The organism is Acinetobacter sp. ANC_7553 (genome assembly GCF_056779895.1).
The window spans coordinates 121,772-144,062 of the sequence record NZ_JBWYIV010000006.1 but is presented as its reverse complement, the minus strand read 5'-3'; the positions used below and the strand labels follow the sequence as shown (position 1 = coordinate 144,062).

At 39.9% G+C, this 22,291-nt stretch carries 22 protein-coding genes and 1 pseudogene; 4 read left to right on the top strand and 19 right to left on the bottom strand.

The window, feature by feature from the left end; all coding sequences use genetic code 11:
* Nucleotides 1-29: 29 nt before the first annotated feature.
* Nucleotides 30-1,010 carry a phenylalanine--tRNA ligase subunit alpha gene (gene pheS, locus AC1M9I_RS06705; protein WP_035265373.1) on the bottom strand — a complete coding sequence of 327 codons (981 nt, stop codon included), beginning with the start codon at nt 1,008-1,010 and terminating at the stop codon, nt 30-32.
* Between the two features lie 169 nt (nt 1,011-1,179).
* Here pheS and AC1M9I_RS06700 point away from each other — a divergent pair, with 169 nt between their 5' ends.
* Nucleotides 1,180-2,205: a hypothetical protein gene (locus AC1M9I_RS06700; protein WP_481588721.1), complete on the top strand. Its 1,026-nt coding sequence runs from the start codon at nt 1,180-1,182 to the stop codon at nt 2,203-2,205.
* Here the strand turns inward: AC1M9I_RS06700 and AC1M9I_RS06695 are convergent.
* The 6 genes from AC1M9I_RS06695 to AC1M9I_RS06670 all read right to left on the bottom strand — a co-directional run bounded on the left by AC1M9I_RS06695 (nt 2,190) and on the right by AC1M9I_RS06670 (nt 4,949).
* Nucleotides 2,190-2,729, bottom strand: a complete 540-nt coding sequence (locus AC1M9I_RS06695) for a P-loop NTPase family protein (protein ID WP_481593335.1) — start codon at nt 2,727-2,729, stop codon at nt 2,190-2,192. The genes AC1M9I_RS06700 and AC1M9I_RS06695 overlap by 16 nt on opposite strands.
* Nucleotides 2,730-2,813: 84 nt before the next feature.
* The gene (gene rplT, locus AC1M9I_RS06690) at nt 2,814-3,173 is read right to left on the bottom strand and encodes a 50S ribosomal protein L20 (protein ID WP_004867327.1); all 360 of its coding nucleotides are present in this window, start codon (nt 3,171-3,173) and stop codon (nt 2,814-2,816) included.
* Between the two features lie 11 nt (nt 3,174-3,184).
* Nucleotides 3,185-3,379, bottom strand: coding sequence for a 50S ribosomal protein L35 (gene rpmI, locus AC1M9I_RS06685; RefSeq protein ID WP_004278281.1), 195 nt, complete (start codon nt 3,377-3,379; stop codon nt 3,185-3,187).
* A 158-nt stretch (nt 3,380-3,537) separates the two neighbouring features.
* Complete coding sequence (locus AC1M9I_RS06680; RefSeq protein WP_481591523.1) at nt 3,538-3,963, bottom strand: YqaA family protein; 426 nt, start codon at nt 3,961-3,963, stop codon at nt 3,538-3,540.
* Nucleotides 3,960-4,259, bottom strand: a complete 300-nt coding sequence (locus AC1M9I_RS06675; protein ID WP_092768345.1) for a hypothetical protein — start codon at nt 4,257-4,259, stop codon at nt 3,960-3,962. Before AC1M9I_RS06675 ends, AC1M9I_RS06680 begins: the two co-directional genes overlap by 4 nt.
* Before the next feature lie 72 nt (nt 4,260-4,331).
* Complete coding sequence (locus AC1M9I_RS06670) at nt 4,332-4,949, bottom strand: glutathione S-transferase family protein (protein WP_035265364.1); 618 nt, start codon at nt 4,947-4,949, stop codon at nt 4,332-4,334.
* 280 nt (nt 4,950-5,229) lie between these two features.
* Between AC1M9I_RS06670 and AC1M9I_RS06665 the strand changes: the two genes are divergently transcribed.
* On the top strand, nt 5,230-5,700 hold the full coding sequence (locus AC1M9I_RS06665) for an Hsp20 family protein (RefSeq protein WP_179998611.1): 471 nt from the start codon (nt 5,230-5,232) through the stop codon (nt 5,698-5,700).
* 459 nt (nt 5,701-6,159) lie between these two features.
* On the opposite strand, the gene infC is transcribed toward AC1M9I_RS06665, so the two are convergent.
* Together infC and thrS are read right to left on the bottom strand one after the other, a co-directional pair.
* Complete coding sequence (infC, locus tag AC1M9I_RS06660) at nt 6,160-6,711, bottom strand: translation initiation factor IF-3 (protein WP_081403231.1); 552 nt, start codon at nt 6,709-6,711, stop codon at nt 6,160-6,162.
* A 5-nt stretch (nt 6,712-6,716) separates the two neighbouring features.
* Nucleotides 6,717-8,639 carry a threonine--tRNA ligase gene (gene thrS / locus AC1M9I_RS06655; protein ID WP_092768341.1) on the bottom strand — a complete coding sequence of 641 codons (1,923 nt, stop codon included), beginning with the start codon at nt 8,637-8,639 and terminating at the stop codon, nt 6,717-6,719.
* Between the two features lie 325 nt (nt 8,640-8,964).
* Here thrS and AC1M9I_RS06650 point away from each other — a divergent pair.
* Nucleotides 8,965-10,583 (top strand): annotated as a pseudogene (locus AC1M9I_RS06650) (glutamate synthase-related protein).
* A gap of 56 nt (nt 10,584-10,639) precedes the next feature.
* Here AC1M9I_RS06650 and AC1M9I_RS06645 read toward each other — a convergent pair.
* The 3 genes from AC1M9I_RS06645 to AC1M9I_RS06635 are packed head-to-tail and all read right to left on the bottom strand — an operon-like array spanning nt 10,640 to nt 14,871.
* Nucleotides 10,640-11,839, bottom strand: a complete 1,200-nt coding sequence (locus tag AC1M9I_RS06645) for an alanine racemase (protein WP_035265356.1) — start codon at nt 11,837-11,839, stop codon at nt 10,640-10,642.
* Between the two features lie 3 nt (nt 11,840-11,842).
* A complete protein-coding gene (locus tag AC1M9I_RS06640; protein WP_481595064.1) occupies nt 11,843-13,132 on the bottom strand; it encodes a D-arabinono-1,4-lactone oxidase in 1,290 nt (429 codons plus the stop codon).
* Nucleotides 13,129-14,871, bottom strand: a complete 1,743-nt coding sequence (locus tag AC1M9I_RS06635; RefSeq protein ID WP_481595063.1) for a neutral/alkaline non-lysosomal ceramidase N-terminal domain-containing protein — start codon at nt 14,869-14,871, stop codon at nt 13,129-13,131. Before AC1M9I_RS06635 ends, AC1M9I_RS06640 begins: the two co-directional genes overlap by 4 nt.
* Before the next feature lie 264 nt (nt 14,872-15,135).
* Between AC1M9I_RS06635 and AC1M9I_RS06630 the strand changes: the two genes are divergently transcribed.
* Complete coding sequence (locus AC1M9I_RS06630) at nt 15,136-16,776, top strand: acyl-CoA synthetase (RefSeq protein WP_035265353.1); 1,641 nt, start codon at nt 15,136-15,138, stop codon at nt 16,774-16,776.
* A 57-nt stretch (nt 16,777-16,833) separates the two neighbouring features.
* Here AC1M9I_RS06630 and yjgA read toward each other — a convergent pair whose 3' ends face one another.
* The 7 genes from yjgA to pcnB are packed head-to-tail and all read right to left on the bottom strand — an operon-like array spanning nt 16,834 to nt 22,161.
* Entirely contained in the window at nt 16,834-17,367 is a 534-nt protein-coding gene (gene yjgA, locus AC1M9I_RS06625; RefSeq protein WP_035265351.1) for a ribosome biogenesis factor YjgA, read from the bottom strand.
* 2 nt (nt 17,368-17,369) lie between these two features.
* Nucleotides 17,370-17,639, bottom strand: a complete 270-nt coding sequence (locus AC1M9I_RS06620; protein WP_035265349.1) for an HPr family phosphocarrier protein — start codon at nt 17,637-17,639, stop codon at nt 17,370-17,372.
* A complete protein-coding gene (gene rapZ, locus AC1M9I_RS06615; RefSeq protein WP_035265345.1) occupies nt 17,636-18,487 on the bottom strand; it encodes an RNase adapter RapZ in 852 nt (283 codons plus the stop codon). Before rapZ ends, AC1M9I_RS06620 begins: the two co-directional genes overlap by 4 nt.
* 39 nt (nt 18,488-18,526) lie before the next feature.
* Nucleotides 18,527-19,366: a pantoate--beta-alanine ligase gene (gene panC, locus AC1M9I_RS06610; RefSeq protein WP_035265343.1), complete on the bottom strand. Its 840-nt coding sequence runs from the start codon at nt 19,364-19,366 to the stop codon at nt 18,527-18,529.
* Between the two features lie 2 nt (nt 19,367-19,368).
* The gene (gene panB, locus AC1M9I_RS06605; protein WP_035265341.1) at nt 19,369-20,178 is read right to left on the bottom strand and encodes a 3-methyl-2-oxobutanoate hydroxymethyltransferase; all 810 of its coding nucleotides are present in this window, start codon (nt 20,176-20,178) and stop codon (nt 19,369-19,371) included.
* A gap of 40 nt (nt 20,179-20,218) precedes the next feature.
* Nucleotides 20,219-20,707 (bottom strand): 2-amino-4-hydroxy-6-hydroxymethyldihydropteridine diphosphokinase, encoded by a 489-nt coding sequence (folK, locus tag AC1M9I_RS06600; protein ID WP_035265339.1) that lies wholly within the window; start codon nt 20,705-20,707, stop codon nt 20,219-20,221.
* Nucleotides 20,704-22,161 carry a polynucleotide adenylyltransferase PcnB gene (gene pcnB, locus AC1M9I_RS06595; RefSeq protein WP_481595062.1) on the bottom strand — a complete coding sequence of 486 codons (1,458 nt, stop codon included), beginning with the start codon at nt 22,159-22,161 and terminating at the stop codon, nt 20,704-20,706. Before pcnB ends, folK begins: the two co-directional genes overlap by 4 nt.
* Nucleotides 22,162-22,291: the final 130 nt, after the last annotated feature.

Below are 22,291 nucleotides of genomic sequence, written 5' to 3'. Positions count from 1 at the left end.
CAAGTTAGGAGAGGATTTAATAAAAAGTTTTAAGCAAACTGGCGTAAGAAACGCACATCATTTTGGTAGAACATACGCAAGTCGTTTATGCCATAACGAAGCATTGCAAAACGTTCAACACCTAAACCAAATGCAAAGCCTTTGTACTTATCTGGATCAATACCCGCTGAACGAAGAACATTTGGATGCACCATGCCACAACCTAATACTTCTAACCATTTTCCTCGCTCATCCATGATGTCGACTTCAGCACTTGGTTCTGTGAATGGGAAGTAAGATGGGCGGAAACGTACTTTCAAGTCTTTTTCAAAGAACTCATTCAGCAAATTAACCAATAATCCTTTCAATTCAGCAAAGCTCGTATTTTCTGCAACGTACAAACCCTCAATTTGGTGGAACATCGGAGAATGTGTTTGGTCTGAGTCACAGCGATACACACGACCTGGACATACAATACGAATTGGTGGTTGCTGTGTTTCCATCGTACGAATCTGTACACCAGAGGTATGCGTACGAAGCAAATGGTTTACATCGAAGTAAAAGGTATCGTGCATTGCACGCGCAGGGTGATGACCCGGAATATTTAATGCCTCAAAGTTGTGATAGTCATCTTCAACCTCTGGACCAGTCGCAACAGAAAAACCTGCTTTCGTGAAGAATTGACAAATACGCTCTTGTACTTGGGTCACTGGGTGGATACTACCCACCTGTTGACCACGACCAGGCAACGTGATGTCTATCTGTTCACTTGCTAATTTTTGTTCTAGTGCAGCTTTTTGTAATGCAGTTTGACGCTCAGTTAATGCGCCATTAATCGCTTCTCGAACTGAATGAATCTGCGCACCAAAGACCTTACGCTCTTCCGGATCCATTTTACCCAGTGCTTTCGATTGTTCAGCAAGCTGGCTTTTCTTACCCGTAAATTGCACTCGAACCTGATCGAGTGTTGCAAGGTCTTGAGCTGCTGCAATGGCAGCGAGCGCTTCAGTGGTCAGGGCTTCCAGTGACATAGTAACTCTCAAAGCAACAAATATAAAAAATAATATAACTGCGCATTCTAACAGCTTTTATAGCTCCGTATGAAGATCAGCAAGTGTTAAAATTGGATGTGGAATTAAATTGGAAATTACATTTATAAAAAGTTTAAGATATGCGCAATGATCATTGAGAAGATATGTCATGGCATTAGATCAAATTTGGAAACAACAGCTCACACTCGTGACTTATGGCAATGAGTTTTTAAGTCAGGATTTAAGTTTTCAACACTGGAAAAATCATGCGATTTTTAATCAGCACCATTTCCTTTTTCGAGATTTAAATACACAACACTTATTGGCACAACACTTCCAAGTTTGGTTAGAAAGCTTAAAACGTCAGGGTGTCACACGCTTAAGCCTACATAACTCAAGTTTATTAATCGATGAAAAAAATCCCAATCCAAATGTTGAACTTTTACCATATCCCCATTTCATTGTCAGTCATCACCGTAATGTAAAAACAGCATGGATCTGTGGTAAAGAACTTGCCGAATGGTATAGCTCTGAACAAGACTTCGACATACCAAACAATCAAACACTCCCTGCACGAATTGAAACATTTTGGCGTTTTGATCTATCCACCCAACATATCAAACGTGTTGAGGCAGATCTTCAAGCACCTAATTGGAATGATATTCACGACTACACAGAGAATGAGCTGTTCGATCGCGCATTAGCACAAGGGGTGGAATCCGTTAAACGTGGTGCAATCTTTTATGGTACTGACGATCAATCACCCTCCAACGCTGGAGCTGCCTTACCATTACTGCCACAAGATTATGCAGCACCTTATGCCAATGAAACCTTAGTGCGTTTCATGCATCTAGAACAACATTTAAAGATTCAAAAACGAAAGCTTTTGGAGCAAGATCATCAAGAATCTCTTGAGGAAGAAAAACAACTGAAGGTATTTCAACAAAAGTTAGATGACCTGAGTGCAAAATTCATTACTAAAGTAGCAAATCACTATAAAACTGCTCATTTAAAAAGCCCCGAAATTCACTCCCCTTTGGATGAAGCCTCAACACATACTCAACATGGAAAACGCTTTTTCAACAATGATTCCAGTTCTCACCAACCCACACCTAAAACAGGTAAATCAAATGTGTTTGCCCTCATTTTAGTCACTGCAATAATCTGTTTCTGCGCTTACTATTTTGGACTGTGATGTTTTAAAAATTCATCTAATTGTTCAGTTTTATGAAAATGTAGCCACTTTATATGATGATATTGAGTGGCATTCATCATCTGCAAATATTTAAGTCTATTTTTCCCATGTGTTTGGACTACCCACAATATTATTGAGTCTTTACTTAATAATTTCGCCCAATGTTCTCTATTGTTAGAATTTTTCCATATTTTCTTTTGGCTAATCACACGGTATAGCGACCTCTTAATCACACGATAAAGATTTACGCGTAGTGAAAAATCCAACCACATCACAGTGTCGATCTCATTTAAGATTAAATTTTGAATCAGGGAATAATTACCATCAATCACGAAGCCCTTATTCACAGACCTAACACGATTTATAAATTTTTCTTGAAATTGTATTGAAGCTGACTTGGTCCAGTTATCCAACCAAAAGAGATTATCAAGTTCAATATGATCGACTTGCAGTTGAGCAGCCAACTTACGTGCAAAGGTTGTTTTCCCAGATGCTGCTGTACCGACGACCATAATTTTATTCATACTAATCTCTTGGCTTTATTTAGTCGTAAACAATGAAAATAAAAAAAGACCGCTAAAAAGCGGTCTTTTTCTCATCTACGATGATTAAGCAGCTAATGCGCCTTTAGCTTTTTCAGCTAAAGCAGCAAATGCAACTGCGTCATGCATAGCGATGTCAGCAAGTACGCGACGGTCGATGATCACTTGAGCTTTTTTCAAGCCATCGATCATACGGCTGTACGACAAACCATTTTGACGTGCACCAGCATTGATACGCGCAATCCATAAAGCACGGAATTGACGTTTCTTTTGACGACGGTCACGGTAAGCATATTGACCTGCTTTGATTACCGCTTGGAACGCTACGCGGTAAACGCGTGAACGAGCACCATAGTAACCTTTAGCGCGAGCAAGAATTTTTTTGTGACGGCGATGAGCCTGTACACCACGTTTTACACGAGCCATTTATAATCTCCTTAGATGTACGGGCACATACGACGAACTGAAGCAACGTCACTTACGTGAACCATTACACAGCCGCGCAATTGACGAATACGCTTAGCAGATTTTTTGGTCAAAATGTGGCGTTTGAACGCTTGTTTACGCTTAAAACCGTTAGCAGTCGCTTTGAAGCGTTTTGCTGCACCACGGCGAGTTTTCATCTTAGGCATAACAACCTCTTTTGAACACCTGTTCGGCTCGTTTGCACCATTACAATACGACCTGCAGGTAAGGGAGCGAGTATTCTATAGCATCTTTGCGCAAAACAAAAGCACCGTTAATCTTGATTCAGACAAATTAATCTTGATGAGTTTTACTCTACGAAAATTTAGAACAAACCAAGATACACCCAGTAGATAAATAGATATCGACCTGTTTTCGCTATACCCACCACGAAGATAAATTTCCAGAATTTTTCTTTCAAAATTCCTGCAATTAAGGTGATTGGATCACCAATGATAGGCACCCAACTTAAAAGAAGTGACCATGTACCATACTGCTGATAAGCCCGTTGAGCACGAATCATTTGATCTGACTTAAATGGAAACCACTTTTTAGTTTTAAACTGCTCTATTTTTAAGCCCAACCACCAATTGACGCATGAACCCATCACATTCGCTACACTTGCAACAAAAATAAGCATCCACGGCGAAAATTGTTTTAAAGCAAATGACCCCAACAATACTGCTTCGGACTGTAAGGGCAATAAAGTGGCGGCTCCAAAGGCACTTAAAAACAATAAAATCAGATTCATTTACTGGACTTGTTCGCCGCTAAAAGTTTCTGCGTTTTGCGATATTCTTTTATCGACCAAGCAATTGCCAACACTACTATGATGGCACGTAGCACCGTATATTTATTCGTTATCGCTGGAATCACCTGTTTTAATTGATCCCTAGAATCTGGTTCGATTGCTGCAATGATATTTTGCACATGAAATATTTCGACGATATAAGAAGCAACACAGAGTAAAATACCAGCAATAATTGCCCAGTATACTTTTGAATTAGATTCAACAATTTTGCTGAAATTTAAAAAAAAATCCTTCATGGCAGTTCTCCATAAAAAAACCACCAAATGGTGGTTTAGATGTATAGAGTTTAGCACACTTAAATCCGTGATCTACTTTAGTAGTGCAAGCGCCTTTTGTACCGCTGGTCTCTGTTGGATACGTTGAATATAAGCTTCCACTTCAGGAAACTCTGCTAAATGAATACTTTGCCACTCGTGCCGCATCAACCAAGGGAAAATTGCCATATCCGCAATAGAGTACTCACCAGCCACATAGTCTTGCCCAACTAACTGCTTATTGAGCACCCCATATAATCTTTTAGTTTCTGTAATGTAGCGCTCGATCGCATAAGGGATTTTCTCTTTAGCAAATTTAGCAAAATGATGATTTTGACCTAACATCGGTCCTAGACCACCCATTTGCCACATCAACCATTGTTCAACCTGAATCCTCGCGATTTCGTGCTGAGGATAGAATTGTCCCGTTTTACGTCCTAAATATTGCAGTATTGCACCAGACTCGAAAATCGAAATCGATTGATTATTCGGTCCATTTTGATCAACTATCGCAGGAATTTTATTATTAGGAGAGATCGCAAGAAAGTCAGTTTGGAACTGATCATTTTCTAATATATTGATTGGATAGATTTGATAATCTAAAGCCATTTCTTCGAGTGCAATTGTTATTTTTAATCCGTTGGGTGTTCCCCAGTAATATAAATCGATCATTACAGTTCAGGCTCCATATGCCCTTTGTTGATTGATTTATCCACCATAAATCATTTCAGACCAAACAACAAGGATAGAAATTCTTTATTTATAAGTTATAAAAAATCAATTATTTATAAAATATTTTAAAAATTTTTTGAATTTATTATTGAAAAATTTCGGTCTGAACCTATATAAAAACTTGCCAGATTTATGATGATCATCTGGTTCTGTTGATGATAGTCATGACAGAACAACATTCTTATTTTTATGACTTTGCTGACCTCAGGAGGTTTTAATCATGAGTAACTTAAATCTTCATCCATTGTTTCGTCGTAGCATTGGTTTTGATCGTTTAAACGATTTTATTGATTATGCAATGCAAAGTGATGCTCCAAACTACCCACCTTATAACATTGAAAAAAAAGGTGAGAATAAATATCGCATCGTGGTCGCTACTGCAGGATTTAGTCAAGATGAGTTAAATATCAGTCTTGAAAATCAGCTTCTCTCGATCACAGGAAAACCAGAAGCTATTCAATCTGAACAAACCGAATATCTTCATAAAGGAATTGCGCGTCGTTCATTTAAATTATCGCTTCGCTTAGATGAACATATTGAAGTTCAACAAGCAGATTATGAAAATGGCTTATTAGTGATCGACTTAGAGCGTATCATTCCAGAAGAGAAATTACCTCGACAAATTCCAATTGGCAAAAAACTTCTGTTAGAAAATACAGAGTCTACTGAAAAAACAGTTCATGTCGAATAAAGCATCTAACTTAATGAGTCACAAAAAAAGCCGATGCAAAAGTATCGGCTTTTTTTATAAATCAAATCTACAGCTACTTTGAGCAACGAATTTCCTGATGTGCTGATGTGCTGATGTGCTGATGTGCAATATAAAAAATCCTTTTTGGGTCATCTTTCAAGACAGTAAACACTCTAAACCTATTCAGTTTTACCATCCATCTAGAATTTTCTATGCATAAGTCCGAGTTTACCTGTCGAAATAATTACATTTTTTACTCAAGCCACAAAATGATTCGAGAAGTTTAAAATATAAGTTTATTAGACTTCACTAAAGTACTGCCTGATGGAAATATTCAACTGATGATTTATACCCCAACTACAGTCGTTCCTCTCTTTACTAACTCAGGATGTACCTATATCCCTTCAATCAACATATAAAAAAGCCCTGCATGTGCAGGGCTTTTTCTCTAAATCGGTTTTACTTTTTCTTTTTAGGACCAAGTAACATACCCATTTGACGGCCTTCCATTTTTGGTGCTTGTTCCACTACACCGATTTCAGCCACATCAGCTTCAATCTTTTGTAATTGAGCAAGACCCAATTGTTGGTGAGCCATCTCACGACCACGGAAACGTAGAGTAATTTTAACTTTGTTGCCTTCTTCAAGGAATTTCAGAATAGCACGCAACTTAACATTGTAATCACCAACGTCTGTACCAGGACGCAACTTGATCTCTTTAACCTGAACTTGATGCTGCTTTTTCTTAGCATCTTTTTGCTTTTGCTTCAGATCAAATAAATGCTTGTTGTAATCCATGATTTTACAAACAGGCGGCTCTGCATTCGCAACGATCTCAACGAGGTCAAGATCAACTTCTTCTGCAGCACGCAACGCTTCAGCAAGTGAAACGATGCCTTTTTGTTCTCCGTCAGCGCCAACGAGACGCACTTCTTTCGCACGAATCTCATCATTTAATGCAGGACGATTGCTTTTAGCACCTTGTTGTTGGTTACGGTCAGGCTGTTTAATCTTTCTTACTCCACAATATACCGGCCGCGTTCGGCTACGGCTACTTTCACTAAGTCAACGAATGCATCGATAGACATAGTACCTAAATTTGTTCCAGAGCGAGTACGTACATTCACTGTACCTTCCTCTACTTCTCGATCCCCAAGCACCAATAGGTATGGAATACGCTCTAAAGTACGCTCACGAATCTTAAAGCCGATTTTCTCATTTCTCAAGTCTGAAATCGCTCGAATGCCATTTTCTTGCAATTTAGCGACGACTGACTGACAAGCATCTGCTTGAGAATCGGTAATATTCATCACACATGCTTGAATTGGTGCCAACCATGGTGGCATAAATCCAGCGTAGTGTTCAATAAGTATACCAATAAAACGTTCAAAACTGCCAAGAATTGCACGATGAAGCATCACAGGATGATCACGATCGTTGTCTTCAGTGACATAAGATGCATCTAAACGTAATGGCAAGTTAAAATCGCATTGGATTGTACCGCACTGCCAGATACGACCTAAACAATCTTTCAAAGAAAATTCAATTTTAGGACCGTAGAACGCACCCTCACCAGGTTGTAAATCCCAAGCGAGACCTGCTGCATCCAGTGCGTCAGCTAAAGATTTTTCAGCAACATCCCAAAGCTTATCATCCCCTACACGCTTTTCTGGACGTGTTGAGAGTTTCATTTGCACTTCTTCAAAACCGAAATCTTTATAAACATCTAAAGTCAGTTTGATAAAGTCAGCAACTTCTTGACCAATTTGCTCAGTTGTACAGAAAATGTGTGCGTCATCTTGGGTGAAACCACGAACACGCATAATCCCGTGTAATGAACCCGATGGTTCGTTACGGTGACATGAACCAAATTCAGCAAGACGAATTGGTAAATCACGGTAAGATTTTAAACCTTGGTTAAACACTTGAACATGACATGGGCAGTTCATTGGTTTAACGGCATAGTTACGGTTTTCAGAATGTGTAGTAAACATGTTTTCTGCATAGTTTGCAGCATGTCCTGATTTTTCCCACAGACTAAAATCGACCACCTGAGGTGTGCGAATTTCTTGATAACCATTGTCCTGTTGAACTTTACGCATGTATTGTTCTAAAACTTGATAGATTGTCCAGCCATTTGGATGCCAGAACACCATGCCTGGTGCTTCTTCTTGCATGTGGAACAGATCAAGCGCTTTACCAATTTTACGGTGGTCACGCTTTTCAGCTTCTTCAATACGTTTGATATAAGCAGCCAACTGCTTCTTATCCGCCCAAGCCGTACCATAAATACGTTGAAGTTGTTCGTTTTTCGCATCACCACGCCAGTAAGCACCTGACATCTTCGTCAACTTAAATGACTTTAAGAATTTAGTGTTTGGTACGTGTGGACCACGACACATATCCACATATTCTTGATGATAATAAAGACCCATTTGAGTCTCATCTGGCATATCTTCGATGAGGCGTAATTTATAATCTTCACCACGCTCAGTGAATACTTTGATCACTTCATCACGAGGTGTCATCTTTTTAATGACATCATAATCTTGATCGATGAGCTTTTTCATACGCTCTTCGATGGCAGCCATATCATCTGGTGTAAATGGTTTTTCACTGTAGATATCGTAATAGAAACCATCTTCAATGACAGGTCCAATCACCATCTTTGCTTCGGGGAAAAGCTGCTTCACTGCGTGACCAACTAAATGGGCACAAGAGTGACGAATAATTTCAACACCTTCATCATCTTTAGGCGTAATGATCTGCAACGTGGCATCATCAGTGATTAAGTCACATGCATCAACTAGATGGCCGTTTACACGACCTGCAACCGTATTTTTTGCAAGACCTGGACCGATGCTTTGAGCAACTTCCATGACAGAGACAGCTTGATCAAATTGTTTTTGATCGCCGTTTGGCAAAGTAATAATTGGCATAAAAAATCCTTAAGGAGTGATGCCCCGTACAATGGAGCATGTCACCGCGAGATTATGATCGAGGCGAACCTCAAAAGATAAAAACGGTGGATAAATAAAATCGCTAGAGATTTTACACGTGTCACGTTGTTTAATAAACCGTTAATCGAGCATTAGGCGATAGCAGTTTTAATTGTGACAAAAATAGTTAAAATATATTCCCAATTTAATATTTAAACCAATATTATCCCAATTATAGAAAAATAATCTTTTATACTTTCTATTAGATGATCAACATACTTTTAAACAAATAAATATAACCCACTGAAATCATTAGGCAGGTCATATGAAATCTCACCCACTAATTGCTTGGTCTACACTCCAACCGCTTAAACCCGCATATGCTTTAGCAGCCAATGTGGATCTTGTTGTTCTTCGTCTTGAAGATCATGATGAAGAAAAAGTCGTTGTCATGTATGGTCGTTGTCAGCATCGCGGAGCACTCATGTCCGATGCCCATATTCAAGGCGACAAAATTGTATGTGGCCTTCACGGCTCTCATTACCTCTATAAAACTGGCATTAACCCGAGATATCTCAATAAAAATCTGCAAAAATTTAAAGCTTGGATTCATGATGATCATGTCTATGTTGACTTAGAAGAAATCGAAGCTTGGGAAAAAAGAAATCCACAGCAATTCAATCGTGATCGTTATCAAGGACTCTACGCAGATTCTCAGCCTGCTCCTGAAGAGCCACACAATAGATTCATCTTAGAATTAGCTCGAAATGGTCTAAAAAATTTCGGTCATCATGGTCCTACCGCAGCCATGGGTGTGCCTTTTGACAAACTTCCAAAATGGGAAGATATTCAACTGGTCACAGCTCAACTTTGGAAAGTTCCTCTACTGGATGATGCCCCCGTTGCAAGCGAAGTGATTATTGGACCAAATGCAAAAAAACCATTGAGACTCAATATTCCATTATTTGTTTCCGACATGAGTTTTGGAGCTTTATCGCAAGAAGCAAAAACTGCACTGGCAATGGGTGCGGAAATGGCAGGTACTGGCATCTGTTCTGGTGAGGGTGGAATGTTAGATGATGAACAAGCCTCGAATTCACGATATTTTTACGAACTGGCCTCTGGTCGTTTTGGCTATGACATTGAAAAAGTAAAAAATGCCAAGCTTTTCACTTTAAAGGTGGACAGGCAGCAAAAACAGGAACAGGCGGACATCTACCCGGGCATAAAGTGGTCGGAAAAATTGCAGAAGTACGTGGTTTAGAAGAAGGACAATCTGCGATTTCTCCCGCAACCTTCTCGGATTGGACTGAACTTTCACAGTACAAGGAGTTTGCAAACTATATACGCGAGCAGACAGGTGGTATTCCGATTGGCTTTAAACTTTCTGCACAGCATATCGAAAAAGACATTGATGCTGCGATTGCGATAGGTGTGGACTACATTATTTTAGATGGTCGTGGTGGTGGTACAGGTGCAGCACCAACATTATTCCGTGACAATATTTCAGTGCCGACCATTCCTGCCTTGGCACGGGCACGTCGTCATTTAGATCGTTTAAGACGTCGTGACATTAGTTTGGTCATTACAGGTGGTTTACGTGTCCCCGCTGATTTTATTAAAGCCTTAGCGCTGGGTGCAGATGCCATTGCCCTGTCTAACTCTGCCATGCAGGCAATTGGTTGTTTGGGAATGCTCGCGTGTAATACAAATGAATGCTCTGTCGGTATTGCAACACAAAAAGATCATTTGCGTCGAAGACTCGAAATTGAAAAATCAGCACAGCAACTCGCCAACTTCTTCAATGCTTCAGTCGAATTGATGCAGGTAATGGCGCGTGCTTGTGGGCATGACCATTTAAGTAAATTTAATTTGGATGACTTAACCACTTGGAAAAAAGAAATCAGTGAATTAACGGGCATCCACTACGGCGGTATCCAATAAATTTCAAACCAATGCTAAAAAGGGATGATTAACTTCATCCCTTTTTCTTTTAATCACTACTCTCTAAAATTTTCCCAAGGTTCAAATCTACTCGTTTCCAAATCAGATGAATTCCACTCATTTTCTTTTCGATAAAGGTACGTGCGATTGAACTGCGGGATGACCACCTCACTCTGGCTCGGTCGAATAATTACATAGTCATCAGGATGGATATCAATTTTACGATCGACACAAATCATTTCCTGATTGGTGCTTCGTCCATACAATAAATGAGGATGAGATTTTGCTGGATAAACATATTGACCCATCCAATAGCCACCGTAGATAAAAACCGATTGATGCTTCTGAAAGAATTTTATTTTTTTAAATGAAGGCATTCCTGGCAATGAAACTTGGTCTAAAACTTTCAGTACGGGACTCGCTATATATAAAGCAGATTTAAGTGAAGAAAGATATTCAGAATCAAAATCGCTGGGCTTAAGCAACATTGAGCCAAATGACAGATCATTACACACACTATGTTTCACGTGAAAACTAAAGGTTGGACTTCCTCCTCCGTTAAAACACAGCTGAGCATGATTTAAATCTGGGAATTGGTGCTTTAAGATGTGCTGATAATTTTGATAAATATGTTGAGATTCAGCATAAGCTGTTTCTGCACGCTTCACCACCTTAGGTAGTTTAGTGACATGCGCATCGTAGCCCATTAAGCCACTCAAATTTAGCGTTTTTTGATGCTGCTGAATATAATTGAGCATTTGTATAAATTCAGCAGAATTTTGAACGCCTCCACGATGTAATCCCACATCAATTTCAAGATTGATATTGAAGCTAAGTCCCAGTTGATCAGCCAAGGCATGATATTGTTGCAAACGAGCAAAGGAATCAATTAACCAATGTATCTTGCATTGGATTGGCGTGTGATGGTTTTGATAAAACCTTTCTACTGCACGAATTGGCATCGGCTTGCCAAAGAGTAAATCAGCTTGATCAAAATGATTGAACATCAATTCTAAGTGATCAATATGGAACACCATAAAGTGTCGGGTGTCTAATTCGAAACTTAGCTTTTTTAACAAAGGCAAACAAGCCAAAGATTTAACGACCAACCGCGGTTTTAAGTGCTTTGCTGAAGCTAGCTGCTGTTTTACATAAGCAATATTAAAGTTTAATGCATCCTCATCGATCAAGAGCATAGGTTGACCTAAACCATGTGCCCGCAGATCATCATTCATTTGATTAAAAAAACTATTCATCTCTCATCCATGTTGCCCAAGTAATAGTTTTTCAAGATAGGGATTGAGAAACTTTCGATGGGGATCGAGCGCTTCTCTGATTTGCATAAATTCATTCCATTTCGGATAAAGAGCTCGAATCTCTTGGTGAGACAGTTGATGCATCTTAGCCCAGTGTGGACGGCCTCGATATTTTTGAAAAATCGGCTCAATAAGATCAAATACTTTTTGAGGTGACTGCTTATAATATTGATGGATTGAAATCGAAATACTGTCTTGCTGATAGAAAGGACTTAGCCAAATATCATCCCCTTTGACCACGCGGAATTCGATAGGGAAAAAAGAATTTATTTGATATTTTCTAAACGTTGCAATCACTTCTTTGATGCATTGAATACCATTCTCAATTGGAATTTGATATTCCATTTCATTGAATTTGGTATTCCGAGGTGTTGCAAAAATATCACCCGACCAATCAATGAATTCTGTTGGCTTCACAAAAACACCGACTAATTTTTGAAGATATTTCGTCAAAAAAGGGGCTTTTTTAGAAATTTCACAACACCATGTTAAAAGTTGATCCTCAGATGGCCAAGAAGTTTCTCTTGGCTTCACCTCACCCTCTGTAACATCAAGTGTTTTAAAAATTAACTGATCTGTAAAAGGGAAAATAAAATACTCCAAATGCCGATGTTGGTGCATCAATTGGAGAAATTGATCAAGGCTTTCTTCTACAGGGGCTAAATGAATTTTCTCTTCCAATTTATATCTAGGGCGGTTTTGCATGGTTATTTTCGTTAATATCCCGAGTGATCCCAACGATACTCTCCCTGCCTGAAAAATTTCAGTGTTCTCCGTCTTGGAGCATTGGATTAACTCCCCGTTTGCCTGTAATAGCTCAAAATCTTCTACATAGCCTGAAATAGAATATAGCGCTGCACCTGTCCCGTGTGTTCCTGTAGACACAGCACCAGCTAAACTTTGTTGATCAATATCACCCTGATTCATAAGCGACTGTTCATAAGGAGCAAGATGCTGGCCTAAATTGAATAGTCGAGTACCTGCCCATAACGTCGCTTGGCATTTAGCCTGATCAGCATTTAAGACACTTGAAAATCGGTCTAAAGAAATAATAGACGCATCCGTTTTTACCAAAGGAGTAAATGAATGCCCTGCACCAACCACACGAACTTTAGGATGTTGAATCACAATATCCTGTAATTCATGTAATTGATCTGGATATAAGATGTGTTGCGGGTTTGAGTGGCAATATCCCGACCAGTTAGACCAATAATGATGTGTCAGATTACTCATGTTGCCAACTCCTTTTGTGCAACGGCGGTTTGAACATTTCCCCGATTGGTTCTTTTCTCTAATTCTTTTTGAGGTACTGCTTTAGGTACGCAATTTGATAATTGACGTTGTTCAGGTGGCAAACAAATCTGTTTAGCCAAATGTTTAAAATAGGTTTGAAAAGCTGCCAAAGTCCATTGACCAAATAAAGTGTGTCCACCTTCATAGGCTTGTTCTTGATATTCTTCGAATGTCGTGACATAGCCCATATAGTCATTACAATAAGATGCAAACCAAATTTTTGCGTTAGGAAATGTCGGTAATACACTTTTCTGAATGGTATTTAATACGCGCTTACCTGAAGTTGTTGTAAACTCTCCGGGAGCACATACCAAAAAAAGTTGACCGATTCGAATGAGCTGAATTGGCACAATATGTGGCACTAAATCGCTCTCTTGAATTGCGCCAGCGTGAACTTGAGCATTCATTTCAGCAATGAGTGGATCTAAAACACCAGGAAGTGAACCTAATTTTTTTCCTAATATCCGATGCTGACCCGATTCAAAAATAATATTTTTGGGTCCTTGAGCATGATAAAGCTTCTGATAATAAGCACTTTCCGCTGGATCTTTTGAATTCAATTTACTTCGTTTGAATTGTTTTGAAAGTAAATTCATAGCCATGATCAATGGCTTTGCAGCACCCACACCATCGACTGGTGTGCCCGCAATAAATGCTGTCCCATGACAAGCTTGGCTTGTTATCGCATTGCTATATCCACCTGAAAACTCTGGATCAGCCACAGTATTTGCCATATCAACATACTCGAGTACTGCATCCAAATCTTGATATTGGATGTTTTGATTCTGTTGCTCAAGTAAAGCGGCTAAAGCATACTCACTCTGTATACGACCATTGTTTCTCGCATAGATGTATTCTGCTTCTCCTTTTATCTTTTTTCTGATCTTAGTCTGATTCTTTCCATGGAAGTGTGGTGACACATCGCCTGCTGTTGCTTGCGCAAATATACAAACTGGTCCATCCACCCCAGCAGCACTTAAGGTCTCTTCCGAAAGTGTTGCGGCATAGCCTTTATTATCACCATCATGAGCGTCTAATTGATTGCCCAAACATGTCGCATGCACACCAAACAGTGACAACAGAGAATGAAGCTTTTCCCCACGATAAAAGCCAAGGACTTGCATTTGTCGATTGATTGCTTTGTAAGCTTCAGATTCACCGACGAATGCAGTATCGAGATTTCGATTATACGCTTTTATCGAGCGATTCCATGCCACAGGGACTTGCTCAGGAATGTCAATTGTCGCTAACCGAATCTCTGTAAAATCGCGATTGGATAATGCCTGTTGAATACTGGATTGCACAGCATCCACAACTGCATCAAGGTGCTCAGGCACAAATCCTGGTGTCGGCATATTATAAAGAGCTTCATAACCACAACCGCCTGGACCTGAATGGGTATGCGTTGCCATTAGAACCAAACGATGTGGATCGAAACGATCGCTCAACGTTTCATTCAAGCGTTGGATTACAGTAATTCGAATTGCTGAAGTAATACAGCCAAAATCTAGACAACATAAAATTAATGGAGCATCTCGATCTTTTTGAATGGTCACTGTTCTCGCATACAGCGCAGTTCTTTTTTTATAGGCACGGTGATGCCACATCCCATAGCCAAACATGGCATAGCCTTTGGGTTCGATGTTAATTTCATCTTTCCCCCACCCAACAATATACATATGCAAAATCCTTTTGCTTTTATTATTCGATTTTGAAACTTAAAATCTGTTTAAAATTTACCCTATTTCTAGATCAATTACATTAATCAGCACAAATAAATATCACCAACTTCACGAATAAAACGCAATAAATTGAAATTAAAAAATATGAATTTTCGCCTAATTGACAAAATGTCACGTTTGCTCGACTAAAGGATAAATGTATTCCGTTTCTTTTTTGCTTATCTTTTACTCAGGATTATAAAAATGAAGATGGATACTAAAATGAATTTAAGTCCGTATGACGAACTACCTAGAACGCCGGCAAATTTTGTTGCCCTTTCTCCACTCAGATATTTAGAGCGTGCGGCCTACATCTACCCTCAGCAAGATGCAATTATTCATGGTACACGCCGGATTAGCTGGAAAGAAAAGTACCAACGTTGCCGTCAATTTGCCGATCAGCTGCAAAAGCTTGGTATTCAGAAAAATGATACTGTATCAGTATTACTTCCAAATATTCCAGCCATGATCGAAGCGCATTTTGCAGTGCCTATGGCAGGCGCTGTACTCAATACATTAAATACGCGCCTAGATGCAAAAACACTCGCATTTATGCTTGAACATGCTGAATCAAAAGTACTTTTAGTTGACCCTGAATTCTCAGAATTAGCACAGGAAGCTTTAGCACAAGTTCCTCAGGACATTTATGTTATCGATGTTGCAGATACTGAATATGAATTCAATGAACAAGCGCCCCGTATTGGAAAAATTGAGTATGAATCTTGGCTTTCACAAGGTAATCCTGAGTTTGAGTGGCAATTACCACAGGATGAATGGGATGCCATCAGCTTAAACTACACCTCAGGCACAACTGGGAATCCAAAAGGTGTGGTCTATCATCATCGTGGGGCTTATATTAATGCAGCAAGTAATATCATTGCTTGTGGTATGACACCCCGTGCCACCTATTTATGGACTTTGCCTCTGTTCCATTGTAATGGATGGTGTTTCGCTTGGACCATGGCCGCCAACGGTGGCACAAATGTTTGTCTTCGAAAAGTTGATCCAGCACAGATCTATCAATTGATCGCGGATCATCAAGTCGATTACTTCTGCGGTGCACCAATTGTATTGTCCATGTTGATCAACACACCAAAAGAGCAACAACGCGAAATTAATCATCGAGTTGAAGTGATGGTTGCTGGTGCAGCGCCACCAGCTGCCATTATTGAAGGTATGCGAAATCTAGGAATCAATGTTACCCACGTCTATGGTCTCACTGAAACCTATGGACCATCAGCGCTATGTGCTTCGCAAGCAGGCTGGAGTGATTTAAGCATCCAAGAACAAGCTCAACTACATTCACGTCAAGGTGTACCTTATCCACTTCAAGATGGGATGAAAGTACTAGATCCTGAAACGATGCTGCCTGTACCGAATGATGGTCAGACCATGGGGGAAATTATGTTCCGTGGCAACATTGTCATGAAAGGGTACTTGAAGAATCCTGAAGCCACCGCTGAAGCATTTGCTGGTGGATGGTTCCATACTGGCGATCTTGCCGTATGCCAGCCTGATGGTTATGCCAAAATCACAGATCGCTCGAAAGATGTGATTATTTCTGGTGGTGAAAATATTTCTTCACTTGAAGTGGAAGAAGTACTGTATCAACACCCTGCCGTGCTGACAGCTGCAGTTGTTGCAAAACCTGATCCACGTTGGCAAGAAGTTCCATGCGCATTTATTGAATTGAAGCAAGGGCAACAAGCTACACCTGAAGAAATCATTGAATACTGCAAACAACATCTTGCTCGATTCAAGGTACCTAAAGACGTAGTGATTACTGAAATCCCTAAAACTTCAACAGGTAAACTGCAAAAGTTTGTGTTGCGAGATTGGGCAAAAGATCGTGCTGCACTCTAAATATTAAGCATCTAAGAAATAAAAAAGGTCTGAAACATCAGACCTTTTTTTTGACCATTAACGATCAGAGATAAGTGCAACTTGCTGAACGTAATTCAGCAAATTTAACTTAGATTGTGCAACAGCATCCTCACCTAAGTTTTTTTGAATATCACGTTCAATACGAAGTAAATGCTGACGTATTGCATGATGCTCTGCAGCATTGTAAGTCTTCATAAATTCTTTAATAACAGGCTCACCTTGTGCAATCATACGATCGACCCAGCGGTGCAATTGTGCTGTCTTTTTCGCCCCTTGTTGAGGTGTCAAATAAGATAAGATCATGCTCTCGTCTTCATTGCGTAATAATTTACCAATACGCAAAAATTGACGACGACGAGCCTCACCTGATGTTATCAATTGAACATCCAATAAAGCTTCAATTAAGCGCTCTTCCACAGGAAGGCTTTCAATCTTTTTTTTGGGTAACTCAGCAAGTTGAGCCCCTAAAGCAGCCATACGTTGTACAGCTTTCTTTTGTTCAGTTTTACTTGCACGTCCTTCTAAAGACTCAAAATCATCTTCAGTAAAACGTTGCGATCGACGTGCCACGATTATTCAGCCTCGTAAAATTTTGCTGCGAATAATGCTTGAACTTCAGACAAAGCTTTCTCTTCATCTGCCCCTTCAATCACTAGTCTTAATGTAGTTCCTTTGCCTGCACCGAGCATGAGCAAAGACATAATATTTTTGGCATCGACTAATTTATCGCCCTTACCAATTTTAATCGAACTTCGAAATTTGGTAGTGACCTCAATGAGCTTGCCTGACGCACGCGCATGTAATCCTAATTTGTTAATTACGTCAACAGTTGTGTCAATCATGACCAGTGCTTCATTTCTCTATGCAAGACCTGAATAGACCATTGTGCCTCAAGCGCCTTTTTGAGTCTATCCACAATAAATACAGAGCGGTGCTGACCACCTGTACATCCTATCGAAACCGTAATGTAATGGCGATGCCCTTCTGCAAAGGCAGGCAACCACTTCTCTAAAAACTGCTTTAAATCCTCAAACATCATATTCACTTGGTCAAATGATGTCAGGAATTTTTCAATGGGCTCATCTAAGCCCGAATATTTTCTAAGCTCTAAATCCCAATGTGGATTGGGTAAATGCCGCACATCAAAAATAAAATCAGCATCCAACGGAATACCATGCTTATATCCAAAAGACTGTAAAATAACAATTAAGTTATCTACCTGCCCTAAGCGGGATAATAATGTATCTTTAAGATCATGGACACTTTTATCTGATGTATCAATCTGTACAGTTGCTCTTAATTGAATCGGCAACAGTAATTGTTTCTCTTCTTGAATGCACTCATTCAGACTTTTAAAACGATTCGCCAGTGGATGAGGTCGACGCGAGGCACTAAAACGAGCAATTAACTCTTGATCTTTGGTCGTGAGATAAATGACCTCGACTTCACCATGTTTTTCCAGTTGCTGATAAACTTGCTCAAATTCTTGCAAATCAGCGCGTGTACTCCGAACATCAACCCCTAAAGCCAATTGTTCTAAATTATTTTCTTGATCTAACTTTCCAACGATCTCAGGAAGTAATGCTAGCGGCAAATTATCGATACAGTAATAACCTAAATCTTCGAGAACCTGCAATGCAGATGACTTCCCTGAACCGGATTGTCCTGTAACAATAAGAATTCGCTTCATGCACCACACCTGACGATCATCATCGAGTTTAATCCTGTTTTAAAGACTGATTTGTAAATTGTCGATCAAGCGTGTCGAACCAATTTTCGCAGCAACAAATAACACAATATCTTGGTCAAATTGCTCTACTGCCTGCAACATTGGATTACGTGCTTCAACATAATCCACGACAAAGCCAGCATCACTTAAAGTTGATTTTATCTCAGCAAGAACCTCTGTAAGCGCTTGACCTTGTTTTAAATTTGTTTCAGCAGTTTTTAAAGATTGATAAATGACTGGTGCAATTTGACGATGTTCAGCCGAAAGATAACCATTACGTGAACTTAATGCCAAACCATCTTCAGCACGTGCAATTGGCACACCAATAATTTCAATCGGCATGTTCAAGTCACGTACCATTGTCTTAATCACAGCCAACTGCTGGTAGTCTTTTTGACCAAAAAATGCAAAATGTGGTTGTACGATATTAAATAACTTCGTTACTACTACCGCAACACCATCAAAGTGCCCCGGACGTTGAGCACCACATAAATCATTGGTAATTTGACCGACACTAATGTTTGTTAAGCGAGGTTGACTGCCATACATTTGCTCAACTGAAGGTGCAAAAATAATGTCACAACCCTCTTCAGCCAACAACTGACTGTCTTGATCAAGTGTGCGTGGGTAACTGTCATAATCTTCATTTGGGCCAAATTGAATCGGATTCACAAAAATACTGACCACAACCACATCACATAATTTACGTGCTTCACGTACTAAATTTAAGTGACCTTGATGTAGATTCCCCATGGTCGGGACAAAACCAATAGTCTTTCGTGCTTGACGAGCAGCATGAAGTGATGCGGTTAAACCATGGATTGTTGTTTCAGTTTTCATGATTAAAGCTCAACTTGGAACGTATGTTCTTTAGCAGGGAAAGATTGATCTAGTACAGCAACATGATACGATTTGATTGCATCAAGAATGGCCGTTTCACCAGACTGTTCTTTCATAAAATTACGTACAAAACGTGCAACACGACCGAAGTTTAATCCCAGCATATCTTGAACAACCAGAACTTGACCATCGGTTTGTGCTCCAGCACCAATACCAATCACAGGTACATGCGGAAATAGTTCTGTAATTTCTTGACCCAATTGTGCAGGTACACACTCTAGCAATAACACTGCAGCCCCAGCCTCAACAACGGCTTTACAATCAGCAATCAGCTGATCCGCAGCTTCACGCGTTTTGGCTTGTAATTTATAGCCACCAAATACATGAACGGATTGTGGCGTTAGTCCAAGATGGACACACACTGGAATACCATTGCGAGTCAATACTTCTACCGTTTCAGCAAGCCAAGCACCACCTTCAAGCTTGACCATTTGTGCGCCAGCTTGCATCACTTTTTTCGAGTTTACTAGTGCATCATTGAGTGTGGCATAACTCATAAAAGGCAGATCAGTTAAGATGAAAGCATGGTTATTTCCACGACGTACAACTGAGGTGTGATAGACCATATCTTCCACATTCACAGGCAACGTTGAATCATGGCCTTGAATAGTCATCCCAAGCGAATCACCAATTAAAATGGTATCTATTTCAGCAATTTCCATTGCCTTCGCCATACTGGCGTCATAACAAGTCAGACATGAAAATTTTCGACCTTGCTGTTTGAATTGTCTTAAATCGCTCAGACTGATCATAAGATGTCCTCTAACACAGTTCCTTAGAACATTTTAAAGTTTAAATATTGATCCAAGATGAATCTGCTAAAACATCCAATTGGCTGTGTTTTGCAATATTCGTTTCTCGAATTTTCTGTCCATGAATTTCTAATTCGACATCCAGATCTAATAACGGCAGTATGACAAAATCTCGCTCAAATATCCCGATATGTGGAACAGTTAAGCGATCATTTTGAATCGTTTGATCACCATATAACAATAGATCTAAATCGAGTGTGCGTTCACCCCAACGACGTAAACGCACCCGCCCTGCTTCATTTTCTATTTTTTGTAATTCATCTAATAATTCAAGCGCCGTTAGACTCGTATCTAAACGAACGACCGCATTGTGGTAATGTGGTTGGTCTTGAGGACCCATAGGTGGACTATGATAAAGCCTTGATGCTTTCACCACACCCAGCATTGCCAGTTTCGTATAGGCTTCTGCCATCAACTGCTGAGAATCACCTAAATTACTTCCCAGTCCAATATATGTTCGTACTGTCATTGGATAGGACCAAACACCACTGTATTTAAATCACGTTTAACACGTTTACGCTTCAAAATAGGATGATCAGCTGCAATACCATTATCCAAAGCGATACTCGCATTTTGCTCTGTTCTTCGCTCATTCGCTGAAGCGGCCTTACGACTGCGGCGGCTACGTGACTCCGTTTCTTTAACTAGCGGTTCAATCTGCTGAGGCTTTGTTTCCGCAACATCTTCGATCACGGCAACTTTACGTCGTGATTTAGTCCGTTGACGATTGTACTGCGCAATCACACGCTCTTTTTCGTCCAAAGACATCAACTGATAAGCATCCCACCATTGACCCATGCCATTGGTCGTCTGATCTCCAGACTTTTCACGCAGCAACATAAAGTCAAAACCTGCTCTAAAACGAGCATGACCTGAGAGTGCTTCAATTTGCTGAGGTTTTGGGTTCAACAAACGAGTTTGCATTTCCCAAACTTCACGAATAAAGGTTTCTGCAAAACGCGGGATAATCGTGCGTGTCGCTTGGCGCTTCAGCACATCTAAGCCAGCTTGAGCACGTGCTTCAGCTGCCACAACACCTTTATGCATATAAAAATCACAACGCTCAAGGAATGGTTTCCACAACAATACCGCATAGAAAAATGCAGGGTTGATCGTTTTACCAATTTGAATTCGCTGATCTGTATTTTTCGCTGCACGTTCAATAAATGCATCAATATGAGGAGGAATATCTGCAAATAATTGTTTCCAGATTCCAAACTCAATCAACATTGGGAGCACACGATTCAAATGCCCCATTGTGAATAACTTTTGAGATTCATCATATAAACGATGGGGTGATACATCACGTAAAAGCAAGGCTGCTTCAGGTGTAAATACATCTAAAATTGCAGGATCAATTTTAAAGTTAAGTTTCGCAGCAAATCTCAGTGTTCGTAACATACGAACTGGATCTTCTTCAAAACGTAACTTTGGATCACCCAATAAACGCAATGTTTTTGTTTTTATATCATCAATAGCGTTACAGAAATCAAGAATGATACCCTTACGCGGTTGGTAATACATCGCATTGATTGAGAAATCTCGACGAGCAAAATCTTCTTCAATTGAGCCCCAATTATTATCTCTTAGAATCATCCCTGCAGCAGAAGTCACTGCTTTTTTAGGAGGAGCTCGGAAAGTGGCCACTTCAATTAATTCACGACCAGAATAGACATGAGCCAACTCAAAACGACGACCAATAATTCGGCAACGACGACCAAATACTTCTTTAATTTGTGAAGGTGTCGCATTGGTTACAGCATCGAAATCTTTAGGCGCAAGTCCAAGCATCAAATCACGGACACCACCACCGACGATGTAAGCTTCATAGCCGGCTTTAGTTAAAGAATCAATAACATCTAAAATGGAAGAAGGTAATTGTGCAGTGGATAAACCGCACTTTGACGCGTGCAAAGTTTGCAAAAGACGCTGTCTCCTACGTCAGAACGTAAAATCATAATTGTGCTAATCATAGCTCTAACACAATCAAAGGGCAATTTTATTCTCCAAGATTCACCGTCAAAATTGATTAAATTTCAACACCCCTTAGTGC

Excerpts from the sequence above, each read along its gene's own strand:
- pheS (WP_035265373.1), bottom strand. The coding sequence starts at position 1,010 with ATGTCACTGGAAGCCCTGACCACTGAAGCGCTCGCTGCCATTGCAGCA.
- AC1M9I_RS06700 (WP_481588721.1), top strand. The coding sequence starts at position 1,180 with ATGGCATTAGATCAAATTTGGAAACAACAGCTCACACTCGTGACTTAT.
- AC1M9I_RS06695 (WP_481593335.1), bottom strand. The coding sequence starts at position 2,729 with ATGAATAAAATTATGGTCGTCGGTACAGCAGCATCTGGGAAAACAACC.
- rplT (WP_004867327.1), bottom strand. The coding sequence starts at position 3,173 with ATGGCTCGTGTAAAACGTGGTGTACAGGCTCATCGCCGTCACAAAAAA.
- rpmI (WP_004278281.1), bottom strand. The coding sequence starts at position 3,379 with ATGCCTAAGATGAAAACTCGCCGTGGTGCAGCAAAACGCTTCAAAGCG.
- AC1M9I_RS06680 (WP_481591523.1), bottom strand. The coding sequence starts at position 3,963 with ATGAATCTGATTTTATTGTTTTTAAGTGCCTTTGGAGCCGCCACTTTA.
- AC1M9I_RS06675 (WP_092768345.1), bottom strand. The coding sequence starts at position 4,259 with ATGAAGGATTTTTTTTTAAATTTCAGCAAAATTGTTGAATCTAATTCA.
- AC1M9I_RS06670 (WP_035265364.1), bottom strand. The coding sequence starts at position 4,949 with ATGATCGATTTATATTACTGGGGAACACCCAACGGATTAAAAATAACA.
- AC1M9I_RS06665 (WP_179998611.1), top strand. The coding sequence starts at position 5,230 with ATGAGTAACTTAAATCTTCATCCATTGTTTCGTCGTAGCATTGGTTTT.
- thrS (WP_092768341.1), bottom strand. The coding sequence starts at position 8,639 with ATGCCAATTATTACTTTGCCAAACGGCGATCAAAAACAATTTGATCAA.
- AC1M9I_RS06645 (WP_035265356.1), bottom strand. The coding sequence starts at position 11,839 with ATGAATAGTTTTTTTAATCAAATGAATGATGATCTGCGGGCACATGGT.
- AC1M9I_RS06640 (WP_481595064.1), bottom strand. The coding sequence starts at position 13,132 with ATGAGTAATCTGACACATCATTATTGGTCTAACTGGTCGGGATATTGC.
- AC1M9I_RS06635 (WP_481595063.1), bottom strand. The coding sequence starts at position 14,871 with ATGTATATTGTTGGGTGGGGGAAAGATGAAATTAACATCGAACCCAAA.
- AC1M9I_RS06630 (WP_035265353.1), top strand. The coding sequence starts at position 15,136 with ATGAATTTAAGTCCGTATGACGAACTACCTAGAACGCCGGCAAATTTT.
- AC1M9I_RS06620 (WP_035265349.1), bottom strand. The coding sequence starts at position 17,639 with ATGATTGACACAACTGTTGACGTAATTAACAAATTAGGATTACATGCG.
- rapZ (WP_035265345.1), bottom strand. The coding sequence starts at position 18,487 with ATGAAGCGAATTCTTATTGTTACAGGACAATCCGGTTCAGGGAAGTCA.
- panC (WP_035265343.1), bottom strand. The coding sequence starts at position 19,366 with ATGAAAACTGAAACAACAATCCATGGTTTAACCGCATCACTTCATGCT.
- panB (WP_035265341.1), bottom strand. The coding sequence starts at position 20,178 with ATGATCAGTCTGAGCGATTTAAGACAATTCAAACAGCAAGGTCGAAAA.
- folK (WP_035265339.1), bottom strand. The coding sequence starts at position 20,707 with ATGACAGTACGAACATATATTGGACTGGGAAGTAATTTAGGTGATTCT.